Here is a 25,047-nt window from a genome sequence, read left to right as displayed (position 1 = left end):
CGCGCGCAAGACCAGACCATCATCGATGCCCCGCCCCAGGATCAACCGCCGCCGTTGGCGGCACTTGCCCCGGGCAGCTCCTGAATGAAGTTGCCCCGACTGCGGCTCGTCACATAGAGCCGGCCAGAGTGAACCGCGAAAAGCGCCTCCACGCTACTGTCATCCCGCACCTGCGCCCCGCCCGATGTTGCCAGGGCGTTCCGTATCGCTGGGCCGATATCAAGGATTTGGTCCCGATCGAATCCTGCCCGTAGCATCGCCTCCGCCAGCTCATCGGCGCCTACCGGAGTAGCCTGGCCAACCGTGATCGGCGTCACCGCCTCCCGGCTCATGGCCACGCCCCGCTCTGTGGTCGCGCAGCCGCTCAATCCCAGGACGACTAGAAGCGCAAGCAGCAGCAGGCGCGGCCGACGCCGACTGCTCGCCTCTGCCCTGGTCATTCGTCCCTCCTTGCCCCGGTCTCCAGCCGGCTGAGGGCCGCTGCCAGCGCATCCCGGAACTCGTCCTCATCGATAACCTCTACCGGCGGCAGCTCGCGGCGTCCGTCGCTGAACAACCGATCCGACTCCTCGACGAGGGTGGCGGTCACGAACACGGCCACCTGCCGCGCCTCGTGGTCGAGTTGATCACTGCGGAAGGCGCGTCCGAGCAGCGGCAGCCTACCAACCCCCGGAACGCCGGTTCGCGTAAACCGCGAGCGCGTATCCACCAAGCCTGCCACGGCCGCCGTCCCCCCGTTCTCGACCTGCACCGTACTGTGCGCAGTGCGGCGGCTGACCACCGGCAGGTTCGACGCCCCCCGCCCGACCACATCGCTGACCTCGATATCCATGTCCAGGGTCAGCTCGCCGTTCGATCCGACCTGTGGCGTGATCGCGAGCACGGTTCCGGTCTCGATCTGCTCCAGCTGCGCGCGCGCGAAGGTCGTCGCATCCGTGGTTATCTCGAACCACTCCTCGGTGACGACACTGATCTCCGCCTCCTTGCCGTCCTGAGCCAACACCTGGGGGGTGGAGACGATGGTGGCCTCCTCATTCTGGGTCAGCATATTGAGCGTCATGGCCAGGGCGTTGGTGAACTCACGCCCCGGCGTGAACCCGATGCGCAGCCCCCAGGGCCAGCTCGGGCTCGTCTCGTCGTCGATGAACGTGCCCGCAGTGGCGGTGGGGAAGTCCCAGTTGACGCCAAAGTCGAGCAGATCCCCGCGCTCGAGCACTACGACCCGCGCGTCGAGCATCACATGCTGGCGCGGTATATCGATCGTATTGATATCCTCAAGGATCCGATCCGCGAGGTGGCGCGGCGCGCTGATTGCCAGGGTGTTCGACTCCGGATCGGCGCGCACGTATTCCTCGAGTGAAGCCGGCAGGAGCGCAAGCGTCTTTTTGGCACGGGCATGCTGCAGCTTGACGATGCGTGTGCGGTGGATATACGGCGTTTCGGTCGATGCAGGGCCCGGGGGCACATCAAGCCGACGGATCATTCTCAGGATTTCGGTCCGGTTTTCTTCCGGAGCGGTGACGGCAATCGTATTGCGACCGGGGTCCGTTCTGACGAAACGTTGCAGATTCTCAGGCAAAAGATTGCGCACATTCTCGGAGCGAATAAACTCGAGCGCCACGAATGTCGTGGCCTTGTCGTTACCCTGGTCGATAAGGCGCAGGTCGGCCACGATACGCTCCATGAGGTCAGTGGGCGCAGTGACTGCGAGGCGCTCGGATGCCTCGTCCACGCGCACGTAACGCTGCAGGGGCTGGGCGAGCAGGGACCGCGCCGAGTTCGGCGTGAGGTTGTCGAGCCGGATCAGCAGGGTCTGCGCAACATCCGTGAAGAAGTCCGCCGATGCGTCGGGATTGAACACGAGATAGTAGTCCGGCTGTCGCGAGACCCGAAAACCGGTTCCGGCGAGCACACGATCCAGCGCCCGCTCCAGCTCGACGCCCTCGAGACTGACCGAGATGATGCCACTCACGCTCGGGTCGGCGATGATGTTCACGCCGGTCTGCGCGGCGATGTCTTCAAGCGCCTGGCGCAGATCCGTCTGGAAGAAGACGTTGTCCACCGTCGGGGTCTCGTCTGCGGACGCCGTCGGTGGCAGAGCGATGACCATTGATAACGCCACGAGGCATGTCGCTGCGACGCCCCTGAAAGCTGAATTCACTGCCCCTCCAAGCCGTAGAGTCTTTACTCTTCCCTGGCGGTAATCGTCACCTGCACCTCGCCGCGGTAAATCCCGGGGTTGTCAAAACTGCGTGAGGCGACATCCCCCCACATCACGCCCGGCACCACATGAACCACGCCGGATATTGGCCCCTGCGCGGTATCCACCCTCGAAGTGGCTTGGTGCCCGGGATTCGTGCCACAGGGGTTTCCCAACCCGGCAGAGGAAGGCCCGCGTCCTCCGGATTCCGGCAGCTCGATGCACAGGTAATAGGGCAGCTCGGCCCCGGTATCGGAGAGCGCCTTTCCCGTGGGGCCGGTCCCGGAAGCCCGCCCCACAGGGCCCTCCGGCGGTGCATCCAGCACGGCGCCGGGCGCGGCCGAGACCGTCACTCGGGCGTTGCCGGACACGGTGAAAGGGACCTGCGCGCTGTCCAGATGCGGCGCAGGCCCGCGCGTGAACGGGCCGCTCCCTTCCAGCCCCTGTGCGCGGCTAGGGATGTGCAGCTCGAACACGGTGCCTTCGGGAAGCTCGAGCTGGGCGATGGGAGTGACGCGGATGGATATGTTTATCTTGGCGGTGTCGTCCGCAGCTGAGGCACGTTGCGCCATTGGTACACCCAGTGCGAGGACCAATGCGCTGATCACCCCCGCCTTGATTAAGCTCCAACTCACTTGCTGCAGCCTCGGTTACAGGGCCGCCCCGTAGCTGAGCGTGCCACGTCACAAGGCATCGGCGGAAACCGTTATCGTCACGTGCCCTGTGTACACCCCAGGGGATGGAATACCACCATGTACGGTCCAGTTTTCATTGGCCTCCAAGTGAATGACCCCTTCCCGTTCATAGCCGGTTTGTGTCAAATCGACCGTCAGGCCTGGAGTCGTCGGACCTGGTTCGAAACCTGGAAGGGTCGAAATCTGGACCGGTGAGGAGGGCTGCCCAAATCGCGGGAAGCGAAGCTCGATCGCGTACCCAATTTCTTCCGATCCAAGTGTTGCTTTTCCCAGCCAATCCTCCGGGCCATCGACTTTGACGAAATCATCCGGTTCAGCGGTAACCGTTGCGCTAGCGTTTCCGATTACTCTAAAACCAACTCCCTCCGCAGGGATAGTCGACGCAGGGGGCGGAATTTTCAAGCGGAGCAGGGCAGAGTCCAGCAGTTCCAGCTCAACAAACGAATCGACGGAAAGCTCCATCTGAATTTCGGCGCCGTCGGCTTCCCAAGGGTTTGCAAGCTGGGCCATTGCCGGCGCGCAGGTCAACATACCCATCAGGCAACCGGGGACCATTTTAACGGAACTTGAGCGCATGGCTTGGCGCACGGTTTTTATCTTAATCATTTTACACCCAATGATCGATTGCACTGCTAGACCATTGCGTATGCGATTCATTGAGATTCCTCCGGAGCCGTCTCCTCGACCGCGCCTTCTAATTCCGGTAATGCTTCTTCATCCGGCAAATCTATATCTGCATCGTCATCCAGTACTCGGACGCGATGAACCATGCTTCCGTTCTCGTCGGGCTCTGCGATCACTTCGATCAAAGTCTGCTCCGAAGCAGATAGCTGAAAGCCATACCCAAGCGAGGCACGAAGGGCGTAATAGCCCGGCTCGACCTCCGAGAAATCGAGCTTGCCGCCGAAATTGCGCCGCCCAAGGGGCAAAATCGGCCCCGGTTCGGCCGTCAGCCTCGCGCGGGCCAGGCTGCCACGGCCGCTCAGGACCTGAACTTCGCCAGAAGGCTCGAGATGCACATCGCCGCGGTTGGCGAAGCGGACTTGAATAATGTGTTCCGACGGCTCATCTCCCTCGGCGATCAGCAGCCGCTCGATCGCCCCCTCCGGCGCGGTTTCTACGCCGCTATGAACAAGATGCGCCACCGACCTTGTTTCGCCGGCACTCTGACCGTCGGCATAACGCCCCTGCAGGATCAGGTCGGCGTAGTAATTCGAATGGTCCAGTCCTTCCCGCGGTATGCGGCTGATCACGCGCACATTTCGCTGGCCATTGGGGCGCAGGGTAAACTCGCTCGGCCGTATCTCTGTCCAGCCCTCAGCCGAAAAGGCATCCCCGCGTAGATCGCCCATGGCGACACCGCGCAGATCGTTCGGCGTGCTTGCCGCCATCTGCACCGTAACGGCATCCTCGCCCGGGTTCGCGATGGAGACAACGGCCGTGCGCGTCGCGCCTGGCGAAACATTCATCTGCACCATCACAGGGTCAAGCACGAGCGCGGTGTCATAGGCAAGCGTGTCGATACTCGGGTCGCCCTCGAATTCCACGACCTTTTCAAGGATATCGGCGCTGCGCCCGTCGACGCGCAGCTCTCCGCGCAGCCGGTAGGTGCCCGACGGCAGACGGCGCTCGAGGTCATCGCCCAGGGAAAACGTCACCCCGGGAATGATGCTGCGCTCGGGGACATCGATCCGCGTGACAGGCCGCCAGCGATCGTTGCTCTCGCGGTCGACAGTAATCCGGCCCTGCACCCGTGAGTAGGTGCGGCCCTGATTGGTGATGGAAAGCTTGGCAAGCGTGGTTGGGTCGCGCCGGTCCTCTTCATCGACATCGTAGGTCATCATCACATCGTCGATCCGCACCTGCTGCCGCACCGACCTGCCCTGTGTCTGCATGATGATGGGGATCAGGAAGCGCACGCGCACCACCAGCCCCTGCGCATCAGCCGGGCGCGGTGTCTCGGCAATCAGCGCGCCGAAATAGGCGCCGTGCGCATCCCGGGGGACGTTCACATTAACCGTGGTTTCGACCCGGCCGGCGGCAGGCACCGTGATGCTGTCTTCCTCGAGACTCACCCAGTCGAGGAGCGAGGCATCATGGGGTGGCCCCTCCCCGCTGCCGGGGTTCACGACGTACCAACTGCCCGTGGGCGCCTGGGTCAGCTCCACCAAGCGCAGCTCGATCATCTGATCGCCGGTGGGCGAAGTGTTGTTGAGCCTCAGCGGCAGTTCGATGGTCTGGCCGGGCCGCGGCGCGGCTTCCAACATCATGGGCTGCACGTTGAAGCCCTGTGCCATCACCGGCGCGGCCGGAAAAAAGAGCAGAACGGCAACAACCGAGCAGACGACTGCCCCGCCGATATGTCTGAAACCGTGGCGCATGAGGCACAACTCCCTAGGTGCGGGGAGGGGGGTTGCACTCCCCCTCCCGCGCACTTTTCTCGTTTTACTAGAATCGAGCCGCTTACTGGGCTGCGATCGTGTAGATCACTTGAAAATCTTGGCCGTCCGTGACCTCCGGCAGGCCATGGCGCGCCTCAGCGGCGTAATCCACTTCCGTAGAGGTAGCCGAGGTGCCCGCGGTCCCGCTCAGAATAATTTGCGGGTTTCCGGGTTGCGACCCAATGTAGTCGCTATCATCCCGGCGCCACGTTACGATTTTTTCCGCCATAGCTTGATCGTGCTGACCGACCCCATTGTACTCCCCTCGATTCTGGATGTCGGCGAGAACATGGAACATCGTCCAGTCTGGAATATTCCCTTCGATGTCGACGAGCACCTCATAGTCGACATTGGCGACGTGGTAAACCGTGTCTTCGACGATACCTCCCGCAGGGATAATGCCCGCAGCGTTAGTGATTTCCAGCGATACGGCCGGGTCGCCATCACGCGCCTGTCCGGTCCCGATGGCGGACCACACTTCGCCCCACTTGCCTACGACGATTTCAACATTAACTTCCGCGCCGTCACCTTCCCACGGATTATCGAAAGCCGAAGCCGCACCCGCGAATCCCATGGCCGCAAGCGCGACGAGGCTCACTGAAAGTTTCCTGTTCATCTTTTTTCCCTCTTGAGCAATTTTTTCAACAAGAGCCGCAGAAGTGGTCTTCGTCATATTCCACCCCTAACGTTGTCTTGTGATTCCCCACACTTGGATATCCAGGGAATCCCGGCCGCACGAATCCGTGCACGCCGCATACTAGCCTCGGGGCATCCCTACGCGAATCGGCCATAGCTCCATGATGTATCCGCCACCTCGATAGCCATTGGTAGGAGTCCGCTCCACCCCGCGCGGAAGGCGGCTTCTGGACACTATCCCGCCCCCTGCCCTGACCGCGCCCCACTCAGGTACCGCCACCCGATCAGGGCCGCGGCCGTCCGGTTGGCGACACCGAGCTTGCGGTAGATGCTGTAGAGGTGCGTCTTGACCGTGCACACGCTCATGCCCAGCTCCCGCCCGATGGCCTCGTTGGTCGCGCCCTCGCCCAGCGCACCCAGGACCTCGCGCTCCTTGGCGGTGAGCCCATCCAGCCGCGCGCGCTCCGCGGCGTCACCCGCTTCGGGCATCGCAGCGGTTGCCGCGGCCGGAGTGATGCCCTCCCTGCGCAGCTGCAGCAGATACTCGTTCAAGGCCTCCCGCGGGAACCACAGCTCGCCGTCGAGCATGGCCTGCACCCCGCGGACCAGCTGATCCGGCCCCGTACCCTCCGGGAAGACGCCCAGGATCCAGCTGTACGCCAGGTAGCGTCCGAGCTCGACGCCAGGAGGCACATTCAGCAGCGCCAGGCCGGCCCCGGCGGGGGCACCGGCCTCTTCCATCCGGAAGATCCGGTCCAGGGCGGGAGCGCTCGAGGCCATGTCCAGCAGCAGGAGCCGGGCGGCGCCATCATGGAGGAAATGCTCCAGGTGAGCGTCATCCGCCATCCGGCACTCAGGGGGCAACTGTTGGTCGAGATGCTCCGCCAGCAGCCGGTTCTGCAGCCACGGCTTACAGAGCAGGCAGACCTCCGCGACGGTCACCTCATACACCATATCGTTGCCGGACGCGGGCATAGGGCATCCTTCCTCGGCGATGGCCTCTCCGGGTGCACTACCTGGCCAGCAGGCGTTCTTGCGGGTTACCCGTCGGAACCCGGATACCAGGCAAGGTAGCGCGCGGGGCTGCGCCGAAGTACCGACCAAGGGTCTAGATCACGGACGGCTCCGGCCAGGCGTGCGCTAGTAGAAAGGTGGGAGATCCGACTCTGGTCTACGACTTTCGGGTAGGGCGTCCAGCCAGCGGCACGCCCAGATGGCCGCCTCGACCCGGTTGGCGACCCGCAGCTTGCGGTAGAGCGCGTTCAGCTGGGCCTTGACGGTATGGACACTGACGCAGAGCCGGCAGGCGATGGTCTTGTTCGGCGCCCCTTCCACGAGCGCCTGAAGCAGCGCACGCTCGCGGGCTGTAAGCGCATCGAGCACCCCGCCCGATGCCACCCCCGCTGTGGCGGGTCGGCACCGCTCCGCCGCGATCCAGGCGCTGAGCGCGCGGCGCGGCAGCCAGATCTCGCCATCGAGCATGGCATCGACCCCTCGGAGGAGGATCTCCGGCGACGTGTCCGCGGTGAACCCGCCCACGAGGCCGGGGCACCCGAGCAGCGGCGCTACGTCCTCCGGACCCGGGACATCGAGCAGGGCCACCCGGCTGCAGGCCGCGAGCCCCGCCGCCTCCCAGGTAGACGTCGACGGCTGCTCTTCTCCAAGGCAGCGCCACGGAACCAGGAACAGATCCCGATCACCGCCGGCTATGGCCGCGTCCAGCGAGGCCGGCTCGATCAACTCGGCCCGGCAGACACCACTGTGCTCAATCAACTCGCGCAGCAGGCGCGACTGGATATCGGCGCGGCCCACGAGTGCTACCCGCTTCGACGGCAGTTGCGCGCTGCCGGCAGAGCGCCCCGGCGCCGGGCGTGCGGGGTGGGTCGGTGCATCTCCACGAAGTGGAGCCCCGCCGGCAGCGGCGTAGCACGCCGAGCTTGCCGCGACCGGGCCCAGCTGGTTCTCTCCGCAGCCAGCCTGTCCACTGGCCTGTTCGTCGGTCATGCCTCGCCTCCGATACCGGACATCCGGCGCCTCATCCTTGACATTCGTTAGCTCCCTGGTGACCGAGTAGAGCGAGACATTAACCGAACACAAACACCACCCGGAGTGTAGCAGTAGCCTCAGATCCCTGCCCCGCCGGAAACGCAGCGACGAAACCAGCTAAAAACCGTCCTCGGTAGCGAGGTAACGCCAGGGGAGGCTCTCCAGCGACGCGTCCATGCCGAGCGCCGCGAGCTCCAGCCCTTTCATCCCAAATAGCGCGCGGCCACCCCATCCAGTAGCACGCCTCCCTCAATCCGACCAGCCAGCCATACACTATATACATGTTGTACCATGCATATTTAGACTGTTGGTGTTTCGTCTTCCGTCAGCGAAACAAAGGAGGGAACCATGCAGCGACGCCGACTGATCACGACCGCCGCGATCGCTGTACTGGCCGGATCACCCCTCGCAGCCCAGAGCGATGACGACTCGTCCATCTCCCGGGCGGAGCTCATCGCCAACAGCTGCTTCGCCTGCCACGGTGAGGATGGCCAGGGAGCCGGGAGCATGCCCCCCATAGCCGGCTGGGACCCAGAGATCATGGAGGATTTCATGAAAGGATTCCGTGACGGCAAGCGCGATCCGACGGTCATGGATCGGCACGCCACCGGCTATACCGACGAGGAAATCCGCGAGGTCGCCGAGTACCTCAGCGAGCTGGAGTGAGGAGCATCATGAGCGCAAAGATCACTCGCCGCCACTTCCTGCAGCTGAGCGCGACAGGGCTCGGCGCTGCTGCAATCGCCCCACTTGCCGGCCCGTGGACGGCCCGTGCCGGTGAGCGGCTCGATGCCCGGATCGTCGTGGTCGGCGGCGGCTCGGGCGGGGCCACCGCGGCCAAGTACCTCAAGCACTATGCCCCCGGGGTCCGCGTGACCCTGGTCGAGCCGCAGGAGCGTTACTACACCTGCTACGCCGGGAACTGGTATCTCGGCGGCTTCCGGGAGCTCGAGAGCCTCGGACACGGCTACGGCAATCTGCGCGACCGTCACGGGGTCGAGATCATCCATGATCGCGCCACGGCGATCGATCCGACCGGCAAGGCGGTCGAAACCCGGGAAAACGGCAGCCTGACCTACGACCGGCTTATCGTCGCTCCCGGCATCGAGTTCGCCTGGGACCGCGTCGAGGGCATGGGGCCGGAAGATACCGAGACGATCCCCCACGCCTGGGAGGGTGGGCGCCCCTTCGAGATCCTGCGCCACCAACTCAAGGATCTGGAGGATGGCGGGACCGTGATCGTCTGCCCGCCCGACGAGCCGTATCGCTGCCCGCCGGGTCCGTATGAGCGCATGGCGCTCATCGCCTACTACCTCCAGCAGGAGAAGCCCCGCTCCAAGGTCCTCGGTCTCGACCCCAAAGACACGTTCTCCAAGCAGAGTCTCTTCCAGCAGGGTTGGGAGGCGCTGTACGGGGACATGATCGAGTGGATCCCGGGCTCCGAGGGCGGCGCCCCGGAGCGGATCTCCGTCACCGACCGCAAGATCTTTACAGACGGTGGCACCCAGGCCCACCCCGGAGACGTCATCAACTTCATCCCGCCGCAGCGGGCCGGAGCCATCGCCCAACAGGCGGATCTCACCGATGACAGCGGCTGGTGCCCCGTCAACCAGAAGACCTTCGAATCGGATCGCTACAGTGATGTCTACGTCATCGGCGATGCGGCAGTGGCAGGCGCCATGCCCAAGTCCGGGCACGCGGCGAACAACCAGGGCAAGCTGGTGGCCGCCACCATCGCCAGCGATCTGCGCGGCGAGAGCCTGCCCGACTTCCCGACGGTGAACACCTGCTACAGCCTGGTCGCGCCGGATTGGGGCATCACCGTGGCCGGCGTCTACGAGCACCAGGAGGGCGACATCGTCGGCGTAGACGGTGCTGGCGGCCTCAGCCCGCTCGATGCCGACCGGGATCAGCGGGAGCTCGAGGCCATGTACGCGCCCGGGTGGTACGAGTCCATCACCGACGATATCTTCGGCTAACCGGCTGTTGGCTGCCCCCTAGGCTGCGAACTCGATCAGCAGGTCCTTGGCCTCGATCTGGCTGCCGGGCTGAACGTGTACGGCTTTGATCTCGCCATCGCGCTCGGCTTGCAGCGCCATCTCCATCTTCATCGCCTCAATGGTCAGCAGCAGATCACCGGCCTGGACATGCTGCCCCGGTGTTGCGGCCACCGAGACCACCACACCGGGCGTGGGAGCGCCCACATGGGCGGAATTGCCCGACTCGGCCTTGGGGGCCTGCACCACGTTCGCCTTGGCCTTGCTGTCCGCCACACGAACGGTCCGGGGCTGTCCATTGAGTTCAAAGAACACGCGGCGCTCCCCGTCGTCACCCGGCTCGCTGACGGTCATCAGCCGGATCTCCAGGGTCTTGCCGTGGTCGATGTCAACGCTGATCTCCTCCTCCGGCTCCATGCCGTAGAAGAAGTTGCGCGTTGGCAGAGCGCTTACCGGACCAAAGCGTTCGCGACGCCGCATGTACTCGGTGAAGACCTTCGGGTACATCAAGTAGCCATGGAGGTGCTCGTCGTCGATTGCGGCGCCGTCGAGCGCGTCGCTGACCTGTTGCCGGGCTGCTTCCAGATCGAGGGGCTCGAGGTACTTGCCGGGGCGATCCTGCAGCGGCTGCTCCCCTTTGAGCACTTTCTGCTGGATACCCTGCGGCCAACCGCCGGGCGGCTGCCCGAGGTTGCCGCGCAGCATGTCGATGACCGAATCCGGGAAGCTCACCTCCACGGCCGGGTCCTCGACCTGCTCGCGGGTCAGGCCCTGGCTCACCATCATCAGAGCCATATCACCCACCACCTTGGAGGAGGGGGTGACCTTCACGATGTCGCCGAAGATCTCGTTCGCGTCGGCGTAGGCCTGCGCCACCTCGTGCCAGCGCTCCTCCAACCCCAGCGAGCGGGCCTGCGCCTTGAGGTTGGTGAACTGCCCACCCGGCATCTCGTGGAGGTAGACCTCGGACGACGGTGACTGCTGGCCGGTCTCGAAGGCGGCGTAGTGGGCCCGCACCTGCTCCCAGTAATTGGAGATCGCACGGACATCCGCCATGTCGATCCCGGTGTCCCGCTCCGTGTGCCGCAGCGCCTCGACGATGGAGCCCAGGACCGGTTGCGAGGTGTTGCCCGAGAAGGCATCCATGGCCACGTCGGCCACATCGACGCCGGCATCGGCCGCGGCGAGGATGGTGGCACCGGCAATGCCACTCGTGTCGTGGGTGTGGAAGTGGATCGGCAGCCCCACCTCCTCCTTGAGCGCCCGGAACAGCACCCGCGCCGCCGCCGGCTTGAGCAACCCGGCCATATCCTTCACCCCAAGGATGTGGGCACCGGCATCACGCAACGCCTTGCCCATCGCCACGTAGTACTTGAGGTCGTACTTGGCGCGGCCCGGGTCGAGGATATCGCCGGTGTAGCAGATGGTCCCCTCACACACCTTGCCACTCTCCAGCACCGCATCCATCGCCTCGCGCATGTTCTCGACCCAGTTGAGGCTGTCGAAGACGCGGAAGACGTCGACGCCGCTCTCAGCGGCCTGGTGGACAAAGGCGCGCACCACGTTGTCCGGATAGTTGGTGTAGCCCACGCCGTTCGAGCCGCGCAGCAGCATCTGCGTCATCACGTTCGGCATCGCCTCCCGGATCTGCCGCAGCCGCTGCCAGGGGCACTCCTGCAGGAAGCGATAGGCGACATCGAAGGTGGCCCCGCCCCAGCACTCGACGCTGAACAGCTGCGGCAGATTGGCCGCATACGCCGGCGCAACCCGGGCCATATCGAAGGTGCGCATGCGGGTTGCCAGCAGCGACTGGTGGGCATCGCGCATGGTGGTGTCGGTGAGCAGCAACTCCTTGCGACCCGCCAACCAATCGGCCACCGCCTGCGGCCCCCGCTCTTCCAGCAGGTTGCGGGTACCCGGCACCGGCTCACCGCGCGGCGCAGGCGGCACCGGCAGGGGCAGCCCAGCCGCCGGCCGGGGCCGATCGAGGACCTCCGGGTGACCGTTGACGGTGATCTCGGCCAGATAGGTCAGCAGCCGGGTGGCCCGGTCCCGGCGCTTGTCGAACGCGAAGAGCTCCGGCGTGTTATCGATAAAGCGCGTGGTGTAGGTGTTTTCGAGGAACACCGGGTGCTTGATCAGATTCTCCACGAACGGGATGTTGGTGGACACGCCACGGATGCGGAATTCGCGCAGGGCGCGATCCATCCGCGTAATCGTCTCCGCCGGTGTGGGCGCCCAGGCCGTTACCTTCACCAACAGCGAGTCGTAGTAGCGGGTGATGACCCCGCCGGCGTAGGCCGTGCCGCCATCGAGCCGGATCCCCATGCCGGTCGCCGAACGGTAGGCCGTGATGCGGCCGTAGTCCGGGATGAAGTTGTTCTGCGGATCCTCCGTGGTGACCCGGCACTGCATGGCGTGACCGTTGAGCCAGATCTCGCCCTGGTCGGCCTTGCCCGTGGCCGTATCCAGGTGCTCGCCTTCGGCGATTCGGATCTGCGCCTTGACGATGTCGATCCCCGTAACCTCCTCGGTCACGGTGTGCTCGACCTGGATGCGCGGGTTGACCTCAATGAAGTGGAAGGCACCGGTCTCCATGTCCATGAGGAACTCGACCGTACCCGCATTCCGGTAACCCACATGACGGGCGACCTTGAGCCCCAGCTCACAGACCTCGGCGCGCTGCTCCGGGGTCAGGTACGGCGCCGGTGCGCGTTCCACCACCTTCTGGTTGCGCCGTTGCACCGTGCAGTCGCGCTCGAAGAGGTGGTAGAGGTCGCCGTGGGTATCGCCCAGCACCTGCACCTCGACGTGGCGGGCCCGCTCGATCACCTTCTCGAGATACCCTTCGCCACTGCCGAAGGCCGCTTCCGCCTCGCGCCGCCCCTCCAGGACTTTCGCTTCCAGCTCTTCGGGGCCGTGGATCGGTCGCATGCCGCGTCCACCGCCACCCCAGGAGGCCTTGAGCATCAGCGGGTAGCCGATCTCGTCCGCCCAGCGCCGGGCGGCCGCCATGTCCTCTCCAAGCACCTCGGAGGCGGGGATCACCGGAACACCGGCAGCGATGGCCACCCGCCGTGCGCTCGCCTTGTCCCCAAGCTCGCGCATCGTCTCCGCCCGCGGCCCGATAAAGGTGATACCGGCGCGCTCGCAGGCGTCGACTAACTCAGGGTTCTCCGAGAGCAGCCCGTAACCAGGGTGAACGGCGTCCGCCCCGGCCATCTTCGCGACCCGGATGACCTCGTCGATGGAGAGGTAGGCCTCGACCGGCCCCATGCCCTGGCCAATCTGATAGGCCTCGTCCGCCTTGAAGCGGTGGAGCCCGAGCTTATCCTCCTGGGCGTAGACGGCGACGGTGCGCTTGCCGAGCTCATTCGCCGCACGCATCACCCGAATGGCGATCTCGCCGCGATTAGCGATCAGGATTTTGTGAAACAGAGCCATGGATTCCCCGTGCAAACAGTGAGTATTGCGTCAGTCTACACGGCACTGAGCTCTGCAGTCCGCCCCTTCATGGAGCCGTTAGACGAGCCAGGACGCCCCCAGGAAGCTGGGGGGCGCGGCGTCCTTGAGTTCCATTGAGGGCCCCGCTACGGCATTTCGGCGGCGAGTTCCTCGAGTTGGCGGACCTCATGGGGACCACCACCGGTTAGGGAGCGCACCTCCCCATCCGGATCCTCGTAGACCAGTCGCGGCACCTGCGCGATACGGGCTGCCTGTGCCTTTTCCGTGTTGGCATCCACAGCCGCCGCGGCATCATCGAGGCGGCGCTCCGCGTCGAGCCAGTCGATGGCCCCGGCCCGCGCTTGATCGCCCAAGTAAGCCACGGGCACCCAGCGCCACTCGATGTTGGGGGTGGGCTGATCCGCCACGGCTCGGCGTAACTCAGTGCACGAGGGAGAGTGAGTCGTGGAGCCCTCATTAACCGCGCGATGGACGCCGCGCCCCGACCCGGGTAGCGTCCCGGAGCAACACATCCGGAAAACGCGCAAGCGCGAGCATGTGGGACGAACGTTACGCAGACCCCGACGAGTACGCCTACGGCACGCAGCCAAACACGTTCTTCGCCAGTGAGGCCTGGCGCATCCCCGACGGCCCGGTGCTCTTCCTGGCCGAGGGCGAGGGGCGCAACGCGGTCTGGCTGGCCGAGCGCGGCCACGCCGTTACCGCGGTGGACGGCTCTGCCGTGGGGCTGGAAAAGGCACGCCGGCTCGCGGCTGAGCGCGGCGTGGAGATCGAAACCGTCCACGCGGATCTGGCCAGCCACCCCATCGAGCCCGGGGCGTGGGCGGGGATCGTGTCGATCTTCGGCCACCTGCCCCCCGACATCCGCCGCGAGGTGCATCGACGCGCCGCAAGCGGGCTGCGCCCCGGAGGCCTCTTCCTGCTCGAGGCCTATACCCCGCGGCAGCTGGCCTACGGCACCGGCGGACCACCAACGGCGGAGATGATGATGGACCTGGCGGGCCTGCGCGCCGAGTTGCCGGGCCTGGAGCTGCTGGTCGGTCAGGAGATCGAGCGCTGGGTCGAGGAGGGGCGCTACCACAGCGGCCTGGCCCACGTCGTTCAGGTAGTGGCGCAGGCCCCGTAGCGTCGAGCGGGATCGCGGGCAGCCGGCGCACGGCCGGGCCAACCCCACCCCAGGACATCCGTGCGGAGGAGTCGTGGCTACCGAGATTCAGCTGGTCTGGTTCAAGCGCGACCTGCGCATCCACGATCACGCCCCGCTCACCGAGGCCGCACGTCGTGGCGCGGTCCTGCCTCTTTACGTGGTGGAGCCGGAGCTCTGGCGCCAGCCCGATGCCTCCGCTCGGCAGTGGCACTTCGTGCGGGCGAGCCTGAAGGATCTTCGCAAGGCGCTGGCCACCCTCGGCCAGCCGCTGGTGGTCCGCCGCGGGGACCTCTGCGAGGTACTGGCGGAGCTGCAGCAGCACTACACCATCGCCGCCGTCCACGCGCACCAGGAGACCGGTAACGGCTGGACCTACGCCCGCGACCGCCGCGTTGCCGCCTACCTGAGAGCTGCCGGCATCCCCTGGCTGGAGTACCGACAGCACGGGGTGGTCCGCGGCCTGCGCTCCCGTGACGGCTGGGCGGATCAGTGGGAGGCGCTGATGGGCGCATCCCGGGCAAGGGCGCCGCAGGCCATTGCGCCCCTGCCCGGCCTGGACATCGGTCCCATCCCCGAGTGGCCAACGCCGGAGCTCGCCCCGGAGCCACCCGAGATGCGCGTGCAGCCCGGAGGGCGGCGCATGGGACGCACCGTGCTCTTCGACTTCCTCTCCAACCGCGCCGAGCACTACTCCGGCGGGATCTCCAGCCCTGGTCCGGCCTGGCTGGCCAGCTCGCGCCTGAGCCCGCACCTGGCCCACGGCACGCTGAGCCTGCGCGAGGTGGTCCACGCCACCCGTGCCCGACGCGCGGCGCTGCGCGAGCAACCCCGCTCCGCTGAGCGCGGTCAGTGGCTGCGCTCCCTGAAGGGCTTCGAGGAGCGGCTGCACTGGCATTGCCACTTCATGCAGAAACTCGAATCGGAGCCGCGCTTCGAGCACGAGAACATGCAGCGCGCCTGCGACGGGCTCCGCGAGGCAGAGTTCGACCCGGCGCGATTCGAGGCCTGGTGCCACGGCGCCACCGGGTTTCCGCTGGTGGATGCCTGCATGCGCCAGCTCAACGCCCGGGGCTGGCTGAACTTCCGCATGCGCGCGATGGTGGTTGCCTTCGCCAGCTACCACCTGTGGCTGGACTGGAAACGGACCTCGCCCTTTCTGGCGCGACAATTCACGGACTACGAGGTGGGCATCCACTGCTGCCAGATGCAGATGCAGTCCGGGACGACGGGGATCAACACCCTGCGCATCTACAACCCGGTCAAGCAGAGCCAGGAGCAGGACCCTGCGGGCGCCTTCATCCGGCAGTGGTTGCCGGAGCTGGCCCACGTGGCAGACCGCTGGCTCCACGAGCCGTGGCATATGCCCACCTCGGTGCAGCGGACCACGGGGTGTTGGATCGGCCGTGACTACCCGGCGCCGGTCGTGGATCACCAGCAGGCCGCCCGGCACGCCCGCGAGCGTTTTCGCGCCATCCGCCGAGACCCTGCCGCCCATCGTGAGGCGGATGCCATCCAGCAGGCCCACGGCAGCCGCCGCCGCGCCCCCAGCCGCCGAAGGCGCCCGAAACCGGACGACCACCAGGGCCGGCTCTTCTGATCAACGGGAGCACCTCACTCAAAGCGATAGGCGCTGTGGCAGGCCACGCAGTTGTCCTGGAGCTCGGTCAGCTGCCGCTGGGTGCGGGCCGGATCGGCCACCTCGCGGGCGTCGCGGGCGATCTCCTGAAAGGCCTCGTGCTGGTGGTGCATCATGCCCTGATACGCCTCCGGCGTGGCCGCCTCCATCCGCTCCGGGCGGCCGGAACGCCCCATCCCGGCCCCGCCCTGGCCGCCCCCGCCCTGGCCCGCCTCGCCGCGGCCTTCACCGTCCGCCCCGGCGCCCCGCGCCGGTACCTCGGCATCCGCCAGGTCATCCTCCCGGTAACGATGTGGCACCGCGGTCAGGGCGTGGCTGCGCACGGCCTCCATATCCGGCTCGAGCGTGGCGCGCAGGATCTCGTTGCTCACCTCCAGGTACAGGCGCATCCGCTCCAGGCAGTGCGTCCGATCCTCCTCGGTCAGCTCGATGGCCCTGCGGTCGTCGGCCGCCAATCCGCCGATGGCCATCATCAGACCCACGGCGGTGGCCGCTGCAAGCGTGCGCCGGGACAGTCGGTTGCGCATGGTATCGCAGCCCTCCTCAGAAGCTAGCCCGCAGGCCGAGCCGGGCGTAGCGACCCGGATCGGCGTAGAGCGAGGTATCGTTGCTGGTATCGAAGACGTTGTCGATGCCGGCGTAGAGGCGGACCTGCTCCCAGGCAGGCGGCCGGTAATGGCCCTGCAGATCCACTTGGGTGAAGGCCTCCTGCGCCTGCTGGTCATCCGGGTCGATCTCATCAACATGGGAGCCGGTGTACTGCACCCGCGCCCGCCAGCCGAAGCGCTCCCCGTGCTCGCCGGCCAGGGCCGCCCGGGCGCTCCACTCCGGGGCGTAGGGCAGCTCGTGTCGCTCGCCACGCTCGATGGCGTCGAGCCAGGTCACCCCCAGATCCACCCGCAGCCCGGCTGGCAGGGCCAGCTCGAGGCTGCCCTCGCTGCCGCCAATCCGTGCCTCGTCGTCAAGGTTGTAGAAACTGACATAGGGCTCGCCCCGCCGTTCACGGGTGATGCGATCCTCGATGATAGTGTGGAAGACCGCCAGGTCGTAGCGGCTCTCGCGCACCGGGCCCAAGGCCCCGAGACTGCCGCTGAGACCGATCTCAACACTCTCGCTGCGCTCTGGATCGAGGTTGTGGGGGGCTTTCTCCGACGTCTCAACGGCGGCACCGAGCTGGCGCCTCCCGGAGGGCTGCGCCGTGTCGGCGTAAAGATCACGCGCTGCAGGCGCACTGTACCCTTGGGCGTAATTAAGCCGCAGCCGCGCCGCCGGCGCGAGGGCATAGACGATACCGCCTTCGACCGCGGTATTGTCGGCGTCGTCCAGGCTGCTGTCGTCGTAACGGGCGCCGTAGACCAGATCCAGCCGGTCGGTAACCGCCCACTCGTGCTGCGCGAAGGCGGCGGCATCCCAGCGGGTTTCGCTGCCGCTGACCAGCTGGTGGTCCTCGTACTCGTGGTCGCAGTGCTCGGCACCGAGTTGCACGGTGTGCGCCGGCCCCGGGGTCCAGCTGGCGATCAGTTCCTGGCGCCAGTCCGTGAGTGTCACGTCCCGGTCGCGCTCCTTGGGCCGCTCCCCCGCGGAATAGCCCAGCGTGGTCCACGGCTCGCTGGTGACGATCCGCTCCTTCTCGTAGACGCTACGGTAGCTGCGGAAGAAGAGGTTGAGCGTCTCGGTGGCCTGCCAGTCCGCCGCCGCGGCGAGCCCCAGGCGCTGGTTGTCATCGAGCCAGCGGGCGGGGATGTTCGCCACCGCGCCGTCATTCCCATCATCAACCTGCGTCGGTCCGATGTTGATGTAGTCGCGCTCCCGCTCTTCGTGCAGGTAATCGGCCTGCAGGGTAACCTGCAGGTCATCGGTGAAGAAGTGCTCCAGCGTACCGGCCAGGGTGTAGACGTCGGCTTCGTCCCGGCGAGCTTCGTCGATGGTATAGCGTTCTTGGACGTCGTAATCCGCAAACTCGTCGGGCTTAATGCCCCGTCGCCCCTCCGGCAGCGCCGTGGCGGTCTCGCTGTATGCCGCCCGGGATGTAGCCTGGGCGTCGACCCGGAAGCGGGTGTCGAGACCGCCGCCGTGCAGACCGAGGGCGGCCTTGTAACGATCCGCCTCGGCATCCTCCATGCGGGCACCGGCCTGCACGTCGATGTCCCCATGGAGACCGGGTTCCGGCTTGCGGGTGATGACATTGATCACGCCCCCGAGGGCGTCGGCGCCGTAGAGCACGCTGCCCGGCCCCTTGACGATCTCGATGCGCTCGATGCTCCCCGTGGGGATGCGGTTGAGCTCGTAGCGCCGGCTGGGCTCGCCGAGGACCCGGCGGCCATCGATGAGGATCACGTTGTCCTCGCGCCGCGCCCCGCGGATGCTTGCCTGGGTGCCGTCGGGGCTGACGAACAGGCTCGACTCGCGGCGCAGGACCTCACCGAGATCCGCGCCGCCGCTGCGCTCGATCTGCTCACGGTCGATGACTTCCACACTGCTCGGACTCCGCTCCCGCGCCCGCTCGCTGCGGGTGCCCGTGGTGACGGTCACCTCGGGCAGAACCTTGGCGTGGGCCGGATCGACGCCGCCGCTTGCCGGCGCCTGCTCAGAGCCGGCCATCGCCCATCCAGAGCTGACAGCCAAGCCGAAGATCCCCAATAGGATCAGGGAACGGCCCGGTTTCCAGGTGGTCATATCGATGCCCTCTCTCGGATGCCTGCAGGATACGGGCGTAATCTAAATGAGAACGCTTCGCATTGCTATTGATGCAGCGCAATCACCGGGCCGGAAGAGGGCAGTGCGCCTTTCTGCCGCACATGGCAGGCCCCAGCGTCGGCCCAACTAGGCGGCCGGATCGAACGGCCCAGGCGAGCCGCTCAAAGGCATCGGGCTGATTCCGGCATGGAGCGACGGCGGAGCCACAGGGCTCCGCCGCCGATGGGCTGGTTGTATGGTGGTGGTGACGCCAGCTCAGGCCGTGGCGGCCGCCTGCTGCGCGTCCAGCTGCGGGGTGTCGCCGGTAAGTCGCAGGTCGTAGCGCTCGGCCAGGGCCCGGAACAGGTTGTCGCTGAGGAAGGCCGGCGGGTTGGGCCCGAGGGTGATCCCCCGCACGTCAAGGCTGAGCAGTGTCAGCAGCACCGCCACCGCCTTTTGCTCGAACCAGCTGATAACCAGGGTCAGCGGCAGGTCGTTGACGTTGCAATCGAGCGCCCGGGCCAGGCCCAGAGCCACCTGGATGGCGCCGTAGGCGTCGTTGCACTGGCCCATGTCGAGCAGCCGCGGGAAGCCCAGGTGGGTACCGAACGACTGGTCGCGGATGCGGAATTTGCCGCAGCCGAGGGTCAGCACGAAGCTGTCCGCCGGGGTGGCCGCCGCATAGTCGTTGAAGTAATTCCGGCTGCGGTGGGCGCCATCGCAGCCGCCGATCAGGTAGAACTGGCTGATCTGACCGTTCTGGTAGGCCTCGAGCAGCGTGCCGGCGTTCTCCAGCAGGACGGTGTGGTGGAAACCGACGGTGGATTCGCCCGTGATCGCCTCGTCACAGGGCGCGCAGCGACGCGCCGCCTCGATCACCGGGGTGAAGTCGCCGTCGGTGATGCGCTGGCCGCCGCTGACCGCCGTGCTGCGCGTGGTGAACAGTCGCTCCGCATACCGCTCGGCGGGCGGCATGACACAGTTGGTGGTAACCAGGATGGCCCCGGGGAACGCCTTGAACTCGCGCTTCTGCTCCTGCCAGGCCCCGCCGTAGTGACCGGCCAGGTTGGGGTGCTGGTGGAGCGTCGGGTACATGTGCGCCGGCAGCATCTCGCCGTGGGTGTAAACCTGGATGTCGGTCCCCTCCACCTGCTGGAGCAGATGGTAGAGGTCGAGCAGGTCGTGGCCGCTGACCAGGATCCCCGGACCCGCCCGGGTACCCTCGGGTACGGTGGCCGGCTGCGGCTGACCGAAGGTCTCGACATGGGCGGCGTCGAGCATCTCCATGACCCGCAGGTTCATCTGCCCGCAGCGCAGGCAGAGCTCGAGCAGCGATTCGAGATCGAAGTTGACGTTGGTCATGGTGGCGAACAGCGCCTCCTCCATGAAGGCTGCCACCTCCGGGTCGTGACGGCCGAGCCGGCGGGCGTGGTGGGCGTATGCGGCCATCCCCTTGAGGCCGTAGAGCAGCAGCTGCTGCGCCGAGTGGCAGTCCTCATCCTTGCCACAGACGCCGGGGGAGACATTGCACGCCTCCTGACGGCGGACTTGCTCGCACTGATCGCAGAACATGAGCACCCCCTCACTTAACGATGTATTTTTGGTACACCGAATAGTGCCCAGTCGGCTGCCCTCGGTCAAGGGACCGGGGCCCGGCGGTGGCCGGCAGCGATGGCGAGCGGCCGCGGGCGGTGGATCAGCCCCCGGCGAAGGTGGCCGGGGTCTCGTTGAGGGGCAGGCGCCGCAGCTGTTGCGCCGTGCCGGGGTCGGCAAGCAACTGTTCGAGGGTGAAACCGTCCAGGTACTGGATGAATTGGTCCCGGGCGCCGTTGAGGACCCGTTTGAGCGAGCAGTGCCCACACAGGGGGCAGGGACCGCGGTCGCAGTGGATGAGCTCCAGACTGTCCTCCATCAGGCGCACCACCTCGCCGACGCGGATCTCCGCCGGCTCACGGGCGAGCTGCAATCCGCCCGACCGGCCCTGGGTGGTGTGCAGGTAGCCGTGGCGGGACAGCCGATGGACCACCTTGCGCAGATGCTCCTGAGAGATCCCGTAGGCGCCGGCGATCTCGCGCATGGTCACGCGCCTCGCGCCCTGGGCGCCGGCGTAGAGGAGCACGCGCAGGGCATAGTCGGTGTAGTAGGTCAGCTCCATGGCGATGGGTCCTTGATCGAACCCACCCAGTATACCTATACCGCCATCGCCCCGCGTTCGCCGTGCCGGGCGCGCACCCTCAGAAGCGTGCCAGGACCGCCTGCGCCTGCTGCCAGTCGGCGCCGTCCGGGGCGGTGGCCACCGAGACGCCGGCGTCGTGGTCCCGCACCAGATAGAGCACGCCGTCGAGCATAGCAACGAGGACCTCGTGCTCGGTCTCGGCCCGCACGATCTCCTCGAACCACCGCTTGCGGGCCGGCCACGCCAGCTGGGGGTCCACCAGCACGACCTTGCGTGCAGCCACCAGTCCCTGGTGGTTACGCTGCAGCCGCTCCCGGGTCTCCATCAGCAGGGCGGCGACCGCCCCGCGGGGGTCGAGCGGCGTGGCCTGGCGCGCCTCGTCGAGCCGACACTGGACATGCTCAGCGAAATCGATCAGCCGGACCACCGCCGCCCGCTCGGCGGCGAGCGCCCCGGGCGAGGCGTTGAGCGCCAGGATCATCTGCATGCTCTGGAACTGCGCCTCGCTGGTCAGGCAGGTGCAAAGGGTATCGAGTTCTCGCGGGGTCCGGATCGCCGACATGGCAGGGTTGCTCCGTGTGGGTGACTGCTCCAGTGCAGGTTCCCTTGCTTGAGCAGGTTCCGTGCCAATGCGCTGCAGGCGTTGCCCGGCGGGCGCTCCGCGCCGCAATGCCCGGCCCTTGAGCTGGATTTGTAAGATTTCCAGACAGACGGCTGAGCCGCGGCCTGGCGCGCCCCCCCACCGCCCGGCCCGGATAAAGACGCGAGCGGCCATTCGTCGGTTTTTTTGACACCCGCTCGGGCAGCCCGCGGAATGCGGTCGCCGCGGCGGACGCGCCTGACAGCGTGCGCGCGCTGGGCTACATTGCAGGCTGGGTACCATGATGCGGGAGGTCGCAGGTGAACACGCCCCGGCTTTGCCACGATGTGGTGGTCGTCGGCGGTGGCATGGTGGGCGCCGCCGTGGCCGCCGACTTCGCCGGCCGCGGCTGGCGGGTGGGACTGATCGAGACCACCGGCCCCAAGCCCGTCGACGCCGGCACCCCCTACCGCCTCCGGGTCTCGGCACTGAACCTCGGCTCGGAGCACTACCTCGATGAGCTCGGGGCCTGGCACGCAATCCGCACCACCCGCGCCTGCCCCTACCGGCGGCTGCAGGTCTGGGACGATGACAGCCCGGCCCGGCTGACCTTCACCGCCGGGGTGCTCGGCCCCGACACCGATCACCTCGGGCACATCGTGGAGAACGACCTGGTCCAGGACGCGCTCTGGTCGGTGCTCGAGCACGCCGGCACGGTCCACCGGTACTGCCCGAACGAGACCAGCCGCCTGGAGCCGGCCCCCTTCGGCGCCACGGTGCGCCTCGATGACGGCCGCCGGGTCCACGGCAACCTGGTCATCGCCGCCGACGGTGCGCAGTCACGGCTGCGCCAGTCGGCGGGGATCCCGGTGACGGTCCGCGACTATCGCCAGCACGCAGTCGTCGCCGAGGTGACCACCCGGCCGGGACAGCAGGACATCACCTGGCAGCGTTTCCTGCCCGAGGGACCGCAAGCCTTCCTGCCACTGCTCGGCTCGCGGGCTTCGCTGGTGTGGTACACCACCCCGGACCGGGCTCGACAACTCGCCGAGCTGGCGCCGGAGCAGCTGGGCCAGAGCATCGAGGCGGCCTTCCCGGCCGAACTCGGCGGGATCGAGTCGGTGGTGCAGCGGGCCAACTTCCCGATCCGGGCGCAGCACGCCCACTGCTACCAGGCGCCGGGCCTGGTCCTGATCGGGGATGCCGCGCACACCATCCACCCGCTGGCCGGCCAGGGCGTCAACCTGGGGCTGCGGGACGCCCGGGCATTGGCCCGCCACGTGTCGGCAGCGGTCGAGGCGGGCTACGCACCGGACGACCCGCGGGTGCTCAGCGCCTACGCCCGCGAGCGACGCCAGGACAACCAACTGATGCAGTCGGCGATGACGGCCATCCACGGGCTCTTCGGCGCCCCGTGCCGGCGCCTGGCCTCTCTGCGCCGCTTTGGGCTGCGCCTGGCCGACCACGCCGGGCCGGCCAAGCGCCTCGCCCTGCGCTACGCCAGCCACGGCCGGTGGGCCGGCTGACGCGGCGCCGGGCGGCTACTCGGAGCCGCTGACCCGCCGCAGGCGGATGCCCAGCTCGCGCAGCTGCGCCTCGCCCACCTCGGCCGGCGCCTCGGTGAGCATGCAGGTGGCGGTCTGGGTCTTGGGGAAGGCCATGACCTCACGGATCGAGTCGGCGCCGGCCATGAGCATGACCAGCCGGTCCATGCCGAAAGCGATCCCGCCGTGGGGCGGGCAGCCGTACTGCAGGGCGTCGAGCAGGAAGCCGAACTTGGAACGGGCCTCTTCCTCGCCGATACCCAGAAGCCCAAAGACCGCTTGCTGCATCTGCGGGTCGTGGATACGGATCGAGCCGCCGCCGAGCTCGACGCCGTTGAGCACGCAGTCGTACGCCCGCGAGACCAGCGCCTCGGCGTCCTGTTGCTGCAGCTCGGCCGGGTCCTGGACACACGGTGCGGTGAACGGGTGGTGCAGGGAGTAGAGACGCCCGTCCTTCTCGTCGTACTCGAACATCGGGAAATCGACCACCCACAGCGGGCGCCAGGCGTCCTCGACCAGTTCCATGTCGTGGCCGATACGCACTCGCAGCGCGCCGAGGGCGTCGTTGACGACGCTGGCCCGGTCGGCCCCGAAGAAGACCACATCGCCCGCCTGGGCGCCGGTGCGCTCGAGGATACCCTGTACGGCGTCCTCGGTGAGGAACTTGACGATGGGCGACTGCAGCCCCTCCACGCCCTGGCCCGGGTCGTTGACCTTGATGTAGGCCAGCCCCTTGGCGCCGTAACGGCCGACGAACTCGGTGTAATCGTCGATCTGCTTGCGGGTCAGCGCCCCCCCGCCGGGTACGCGCAGGGCCGCCACGCGGCCGCGCGGATCCTGCGCCGGCGCCGAGAAGACCTTGAAGTCCACGTCGCGGACCAGGTCGGCCACCTCGATCAGTTCGAGCGGGATGCGCAGATCCGGCTTGTCGGAACCGAAGCGGTCCATGGCCTCGGCATAGCGCATGCGCGGGAAGGGATCGGGCAGCTCGACGCCGAGGACCTGGCGGAAGAGCTGGCGGAGCATCCGCTCGGTGACCCCCATGACGGCCTCTTCGTCGACGAAGGCGGCCTCCATGTCGAGCTGGGTGAACTCCGGCTGGCGGTCGGCGCGCAGGTCCTCGTCACGGAAGCAGCGCACGATCTGGTAGTAGCGGTCGAAGCCGGCCATCATCAGCAGCTGCTTGAACAGCTGCGGCGACTGCGGCAGCGCGAAGAAGCGGCCGGTGTGGGTGCGGCTGGGCACCAAGTAGTCGCGCGCGCCCTCGGGGGTGGCCCGCGTCAGCATCGGCGTCTCGATGTCGAGAAAGCCCTCGTCCTCCAGGTGGCGACGGATCACCGAACTCACCCGGGCGCGCAGCTGCAGTCGCTGCTGCATCTCGGGACGGCGCAGATCCACGTAGCGGTGGCGCAGGCGCACGTCCTCGCCCACCTGCTCGTGCTCGTCGAGCTGGAACGGCGGGGTCTTGGCGGTGTTGAGCACCTCCACCGCCTGGCCCAGGACCTCGACCCGGCCGGAGTGCAGGTCCGGGTTCTCGGTGCCCTCCGGGCGGTGCCGGACGCGGCCGGTGATGCGCAGGACGTACTCGTTGCGAGCGCGGTCGGCGGCAGCGAACGCCGCCTCGGTGTCGGGATCGACCACCACCTGCACCAGGCCGGCCCGATCGCGCAGATCGATGAAGATGATGCCGCCGTGGTCCCGCCGCCGGTGCACCCAGCCGCAGAGCGTGACTTCAGTGTCCAGGTGGGTTTCGCAGATCTCGCCGCAGTAGTGACTACGCATGGTTTTTTCCGGATTGGTGGTCGGGC

Annotated in this window: 21 protein-coding genes; 5 read left to right on the top strand and 16 right to left on the bottom strand. The window is 67.0% G+C overall.

All coding sequences use genetic code 11. The features are described from left to right. Positions 1 to 41 precede the first annotated feature (41 nt). The 8 genes from LRG07_RS10400 to LRG07_RS10365 form a co-directional block, all read right to left on the bottom strand. Positions 42 to 440 carry a hypothetical protein gene (locus tag LRG07_RS10400; protein WP_201168191.1) on the bottom strand — a complete coding sequence of 133 codons (399 nt, stop codon included), beginning with the start codon at positions 438 to 440 and terminating at the stop codon, positions 42 to 44. Continuing rightward, the gene (locus LRG07_RS10395; protein WP_238633663.1) at positions 437 to 2,110 is read right to left on the bottom strand and encodes a secretin and TonB N-terminal domain-containing protein; all 1,674 of its coding nucleotides are present in this window, start codon (positions 2,108 to 2,110) and stop codon (positions 437 to 439) included. The genes LRG07_RS10400 and LRG07_RS10395 overlap by 4 nt, the downstream gene beginning before the upstream one ends. Positions 2,111 to 2,184: 74 nt before the next feature. After that, complete coding sequence (locus LRG07_RS10390) at positions 2,185 to 2,772, bottom strand: hypothetical protein (protein ID WP_238642299.1); 588 nt, start codon at positions 2,770 to 2,772, stop codon at positions 2,185 to 2,187. Between the two features lie 111 nt (positions 2,773 to 2,883). Then, complete coding sequence (locus LRG07_RS10385; protein ID WP_238642298.1) at positions 2,884 to 3,552, bottom strand: hypothetical protein; 669 nt, start codon at positions 3,550 to 3,552, stop codon at positions 2,884 to 2,886. After that, entirely contained in the window at positions 3,549 to 5,276 is a 1,728-nt protein-coding gene (locus tag LRG07_RS10380) for a hypothetical protein (RefSeq protein WP_238642297.1), read from the bottom strand. The genes LRG07_RS10385 and LRG07_RS10380 overlap by 4 nt, the downstream gene beginning before the upstream one ends. Positions 5,277 to 5,358: 82 nt before the next feature. Continuing rightward, positions 5,359 to 6,009 carry a hypothetical protein gene (locus LRG07_RS10375; RefSeq protein ID WP_238642296.1) on the bottom strand — a complete coding sequence of 217 codons (651 nt, stop codon included), beginning with the start codon at positions 6,007 to 6,009 and terminating at the stop codon, positions 5,359 to 5,361. A gap of 197 nt (positions 6,010 to 6,206) precedes the next feature. Further along, positions 6,207 to 6,947 (bottom strand): response regulator transcription factor, encoded by a 741-nt coding sequence (locus tag LRG07_RS10370; RefSeq protein WP_238642295.1) that lies wholly within the window; start codon positions 6,945 to 6,947, stop codon positions 6,207 to 6,209. Positions 6,948 to 7,112: 165 nt separating this feature from the next. Further along, the gene (locus LRG07_RS10365; protein WP_238642294.1) at positions 7,113 to 7,976 is read right to left on the bottom strand and encodes a response regulator transcription factor; all 864 of its coding nucleotides are present in this window, start codon (positions 7,974 to 7,976) and stop codon (positions 7,113 to 7,115) included. Between the two features lie 390 nt (positions 7,977 to 8,366). Here LRG07_RS10365 and LRG07_RS10360 point away from each other — a divergent pair, with 390 nt between their 5' ends. Together LRG07_RS10360 and LRG07_RS10355 are read left to right on the top strand one after the other, a co-directional pair. Then, positions 8,367 to 8,684, top strand: a complete 318-nt coding sequence (locus LRG07_RS10360; RefSeq protein WP_201243074.1) for a c-type cytochrome — start codon at positions 8,367 to 8,369, stop codon at positions 8,682 to 8,684. Positions 8,685 to 8,692: 8 nt separating this feature from the next. After that, complete coding sequence (locus tag LRG07_RS10355) at positions 8,693 to 9,997, top strand: NAD(P)/FAD-dependent oxidoreductase (protein ID WP_238642293.1); 1,305 nt, start codon at positions 8,693 to 8,695, stop codon at positions 9,995 to 9,997. An 18-nt stretch (positions 9,998 to 10,015) separates the two neighbouring features. On the opposite strand, the gene pyc is transcribed toward LRG07_RS10355, so the two are convergent. Both pyc and LRG07_RS10345 read right to left on the bottom strand, forming a co-directional pair. Then, the gene (gene pyc / locus LRG07_RS10350; RefSeq protein WP_238642292.1) at positions 10,016 to 13,459 is read right to left on the bottom strand and encodes a pyruvate carboxylase; all 3,444 of its coding nucleotides are present in this window, start codon (positions 13,457 to 13,459) and stop codon (positions 10,016 to 10,018) included. Positions 13,460 to 13,605: 146 nt separating this feature from the next. Then, complete coding sequence (locus LRG07_RS10345; protein ID WP_238642291.1) at positions 13,606 to 13,887, bottom strand: hypothetical protein; 282 nt, start codon at positions 13,885 to 13,887, stop codon at positions 13,606 to 13,608. Between the two features lie 128 nt (positions 13,888 to 14,015). On the opposite strand from LRG07_RS10345, the gene LRG07_RS10340 reads away from it, so the two are divergent. Both LRG07_RS10340 and LRG07_RS10335 read left to right on the top strand, forming a co-directional pair. Then, complete coding sequence (locus tag LRG07_RS10340; RefSeq protein ID WP_238642290.1) at positions 14,016 to 14,606, top strand: cyclopropane-fatty-acyl-phospholipid synthase family protein; 591 nt, start codon at positions 14,016 to 14,018, stop codon at positions 14,604 to 14,606. A gap of 73 nt (positions 14,607 to 14,679) precedes the next feature. Further along, on the top strand, positions 14,680 to 16,224 hold the full coding sequence (locus LRG07_RS10335) for a deoxyribodipyrimidine photo-lyase (protein ID WP_238642289.1): 1,545 nt from the start codon (positions 14,680 to 14,682) through the stop codon (positions 16,222 to 16,224). 14 nt (positions 16,225 to 16,238) lie between these two features. On the opposite strand, the gene LRG07_RS10330 is transcribed toward LRG07_RS10335, so the two are convergent. The 5 genes from LRG07_RS10330 to LRG07_RS10310 all read right to left on the bottom strand — a co-directional run bounded on the left by LRG07_RS10330 (position 16,239) and on the right by LRG07_RS10310 (position 21,677). Next, positions 16,239 to 16,790 carry a hypothetical protein gene (locus tag LRG07_RS10330; RefSeq protein ID WP_238642288.1) on the bottom strand — a complete coding sequence of 184 codons (552 nt, stop codon included), beginning with the start codon at positions 16,788 to 16,790 and terminating at the stop codon, positions 16,239 to 16,241. 16 nt (positions 16,791 to 16,806) lie between these two features. Next, on the bottom strand, positions 16,807 to 18,939 hold the full coding sequence (locus tag LRG07_RS10325; RefSeq protein WP_238642287.1) for a TonB-dependent siderophore receptor: 2,133 nt from the start codon (positions 18,937 to 18,939) through the stop codon (positions 16,807 to 16,809). A gap of 276 nt (positions 18,940 to 19,215) precedes the next feature. Then, complete coding sequence (hcp, locus tag LRG07_RS10320) at positions 19,216 to 20,511, bottom strand: hydroxylamine reductase (protein ID WP_201173012.1); 1,296 nt, start codon at positions 20,509 to 20,511, stop codon at positions 19,216 to 19,218. A gap of 124 nt (positions 20,512 to 20,635) precedes the next feature. Then, positions 20,636 to 21,094, bottom strand: coding sequence for an Rrf2 family transcriptional regulator (locus LRG07_RS10315; protein ID WP_201241704.1), 459 nt, complete (start codon positions 21,092 to 21,094; stop codon positions 20,636 to 20,638). 79 nt (positions 21,095 to 21,173) lie between these two features. Beyond that, entirely contained in the window at positions 21,174 to 21,677 is a 504-nt protein-coding gene (locus LRG07_RS10310) for a hypothetical protein (protein ID WP_238633700.1), read from the bottom strand. A gap of 338 nt (positions 21,678 to 22,015) precedes the next feature. Here LRG07_RS10310 and LRG07_RS10305 point away from each other — a divergent pair, with 338 nt between their 5' ends. Then, complete coding sequence (locus tag LRG07_RS10305; RefSeq protein ID WP_238642286.1) at positions 22,016 to 23,221, top strand: UbiH/UbiF/VisC/COQ6 family ubiquinone biosynthesis hydroxylase; 1,206 nt, start codon at positions 22,016 to 22,018, stop codon at positions 23,219 to 23,221. A gap of 15 nt (positions 23,222 to 23,236) precedes the next feature. On the opposite strand, the gene aspS is transcribed toward LRG07_RS10305, so the two are convergent. Further along, entirely contained in the window at positions 23,237 to 25,021 is a 1,785-nt protein-coding gene (gene aspS, locus LRG07_RS10300; protein ID WP_201173024.1) for an aspartate--tRNA ligase, read from the bottom strand. Positions 25,022 to 25,047 lie beyond the last annotated feature (26 nt).

Source organism: Halorhodospira sp. 9622, from assembly GCF_022228025.1.
GTDB classification, from domain to species: Bacteria; Pseudomonadota; Gammaproteobacteria; order Nitrococcales; family Halorhodospiraceae; genus Halorhodospira; species Halorhodospira halophila_A.
The sequence above is the reverse complement of the archived record's forward strand: the minus strand, read 5'-3'. Positions and strand labels throughout refer to the sequence as shown.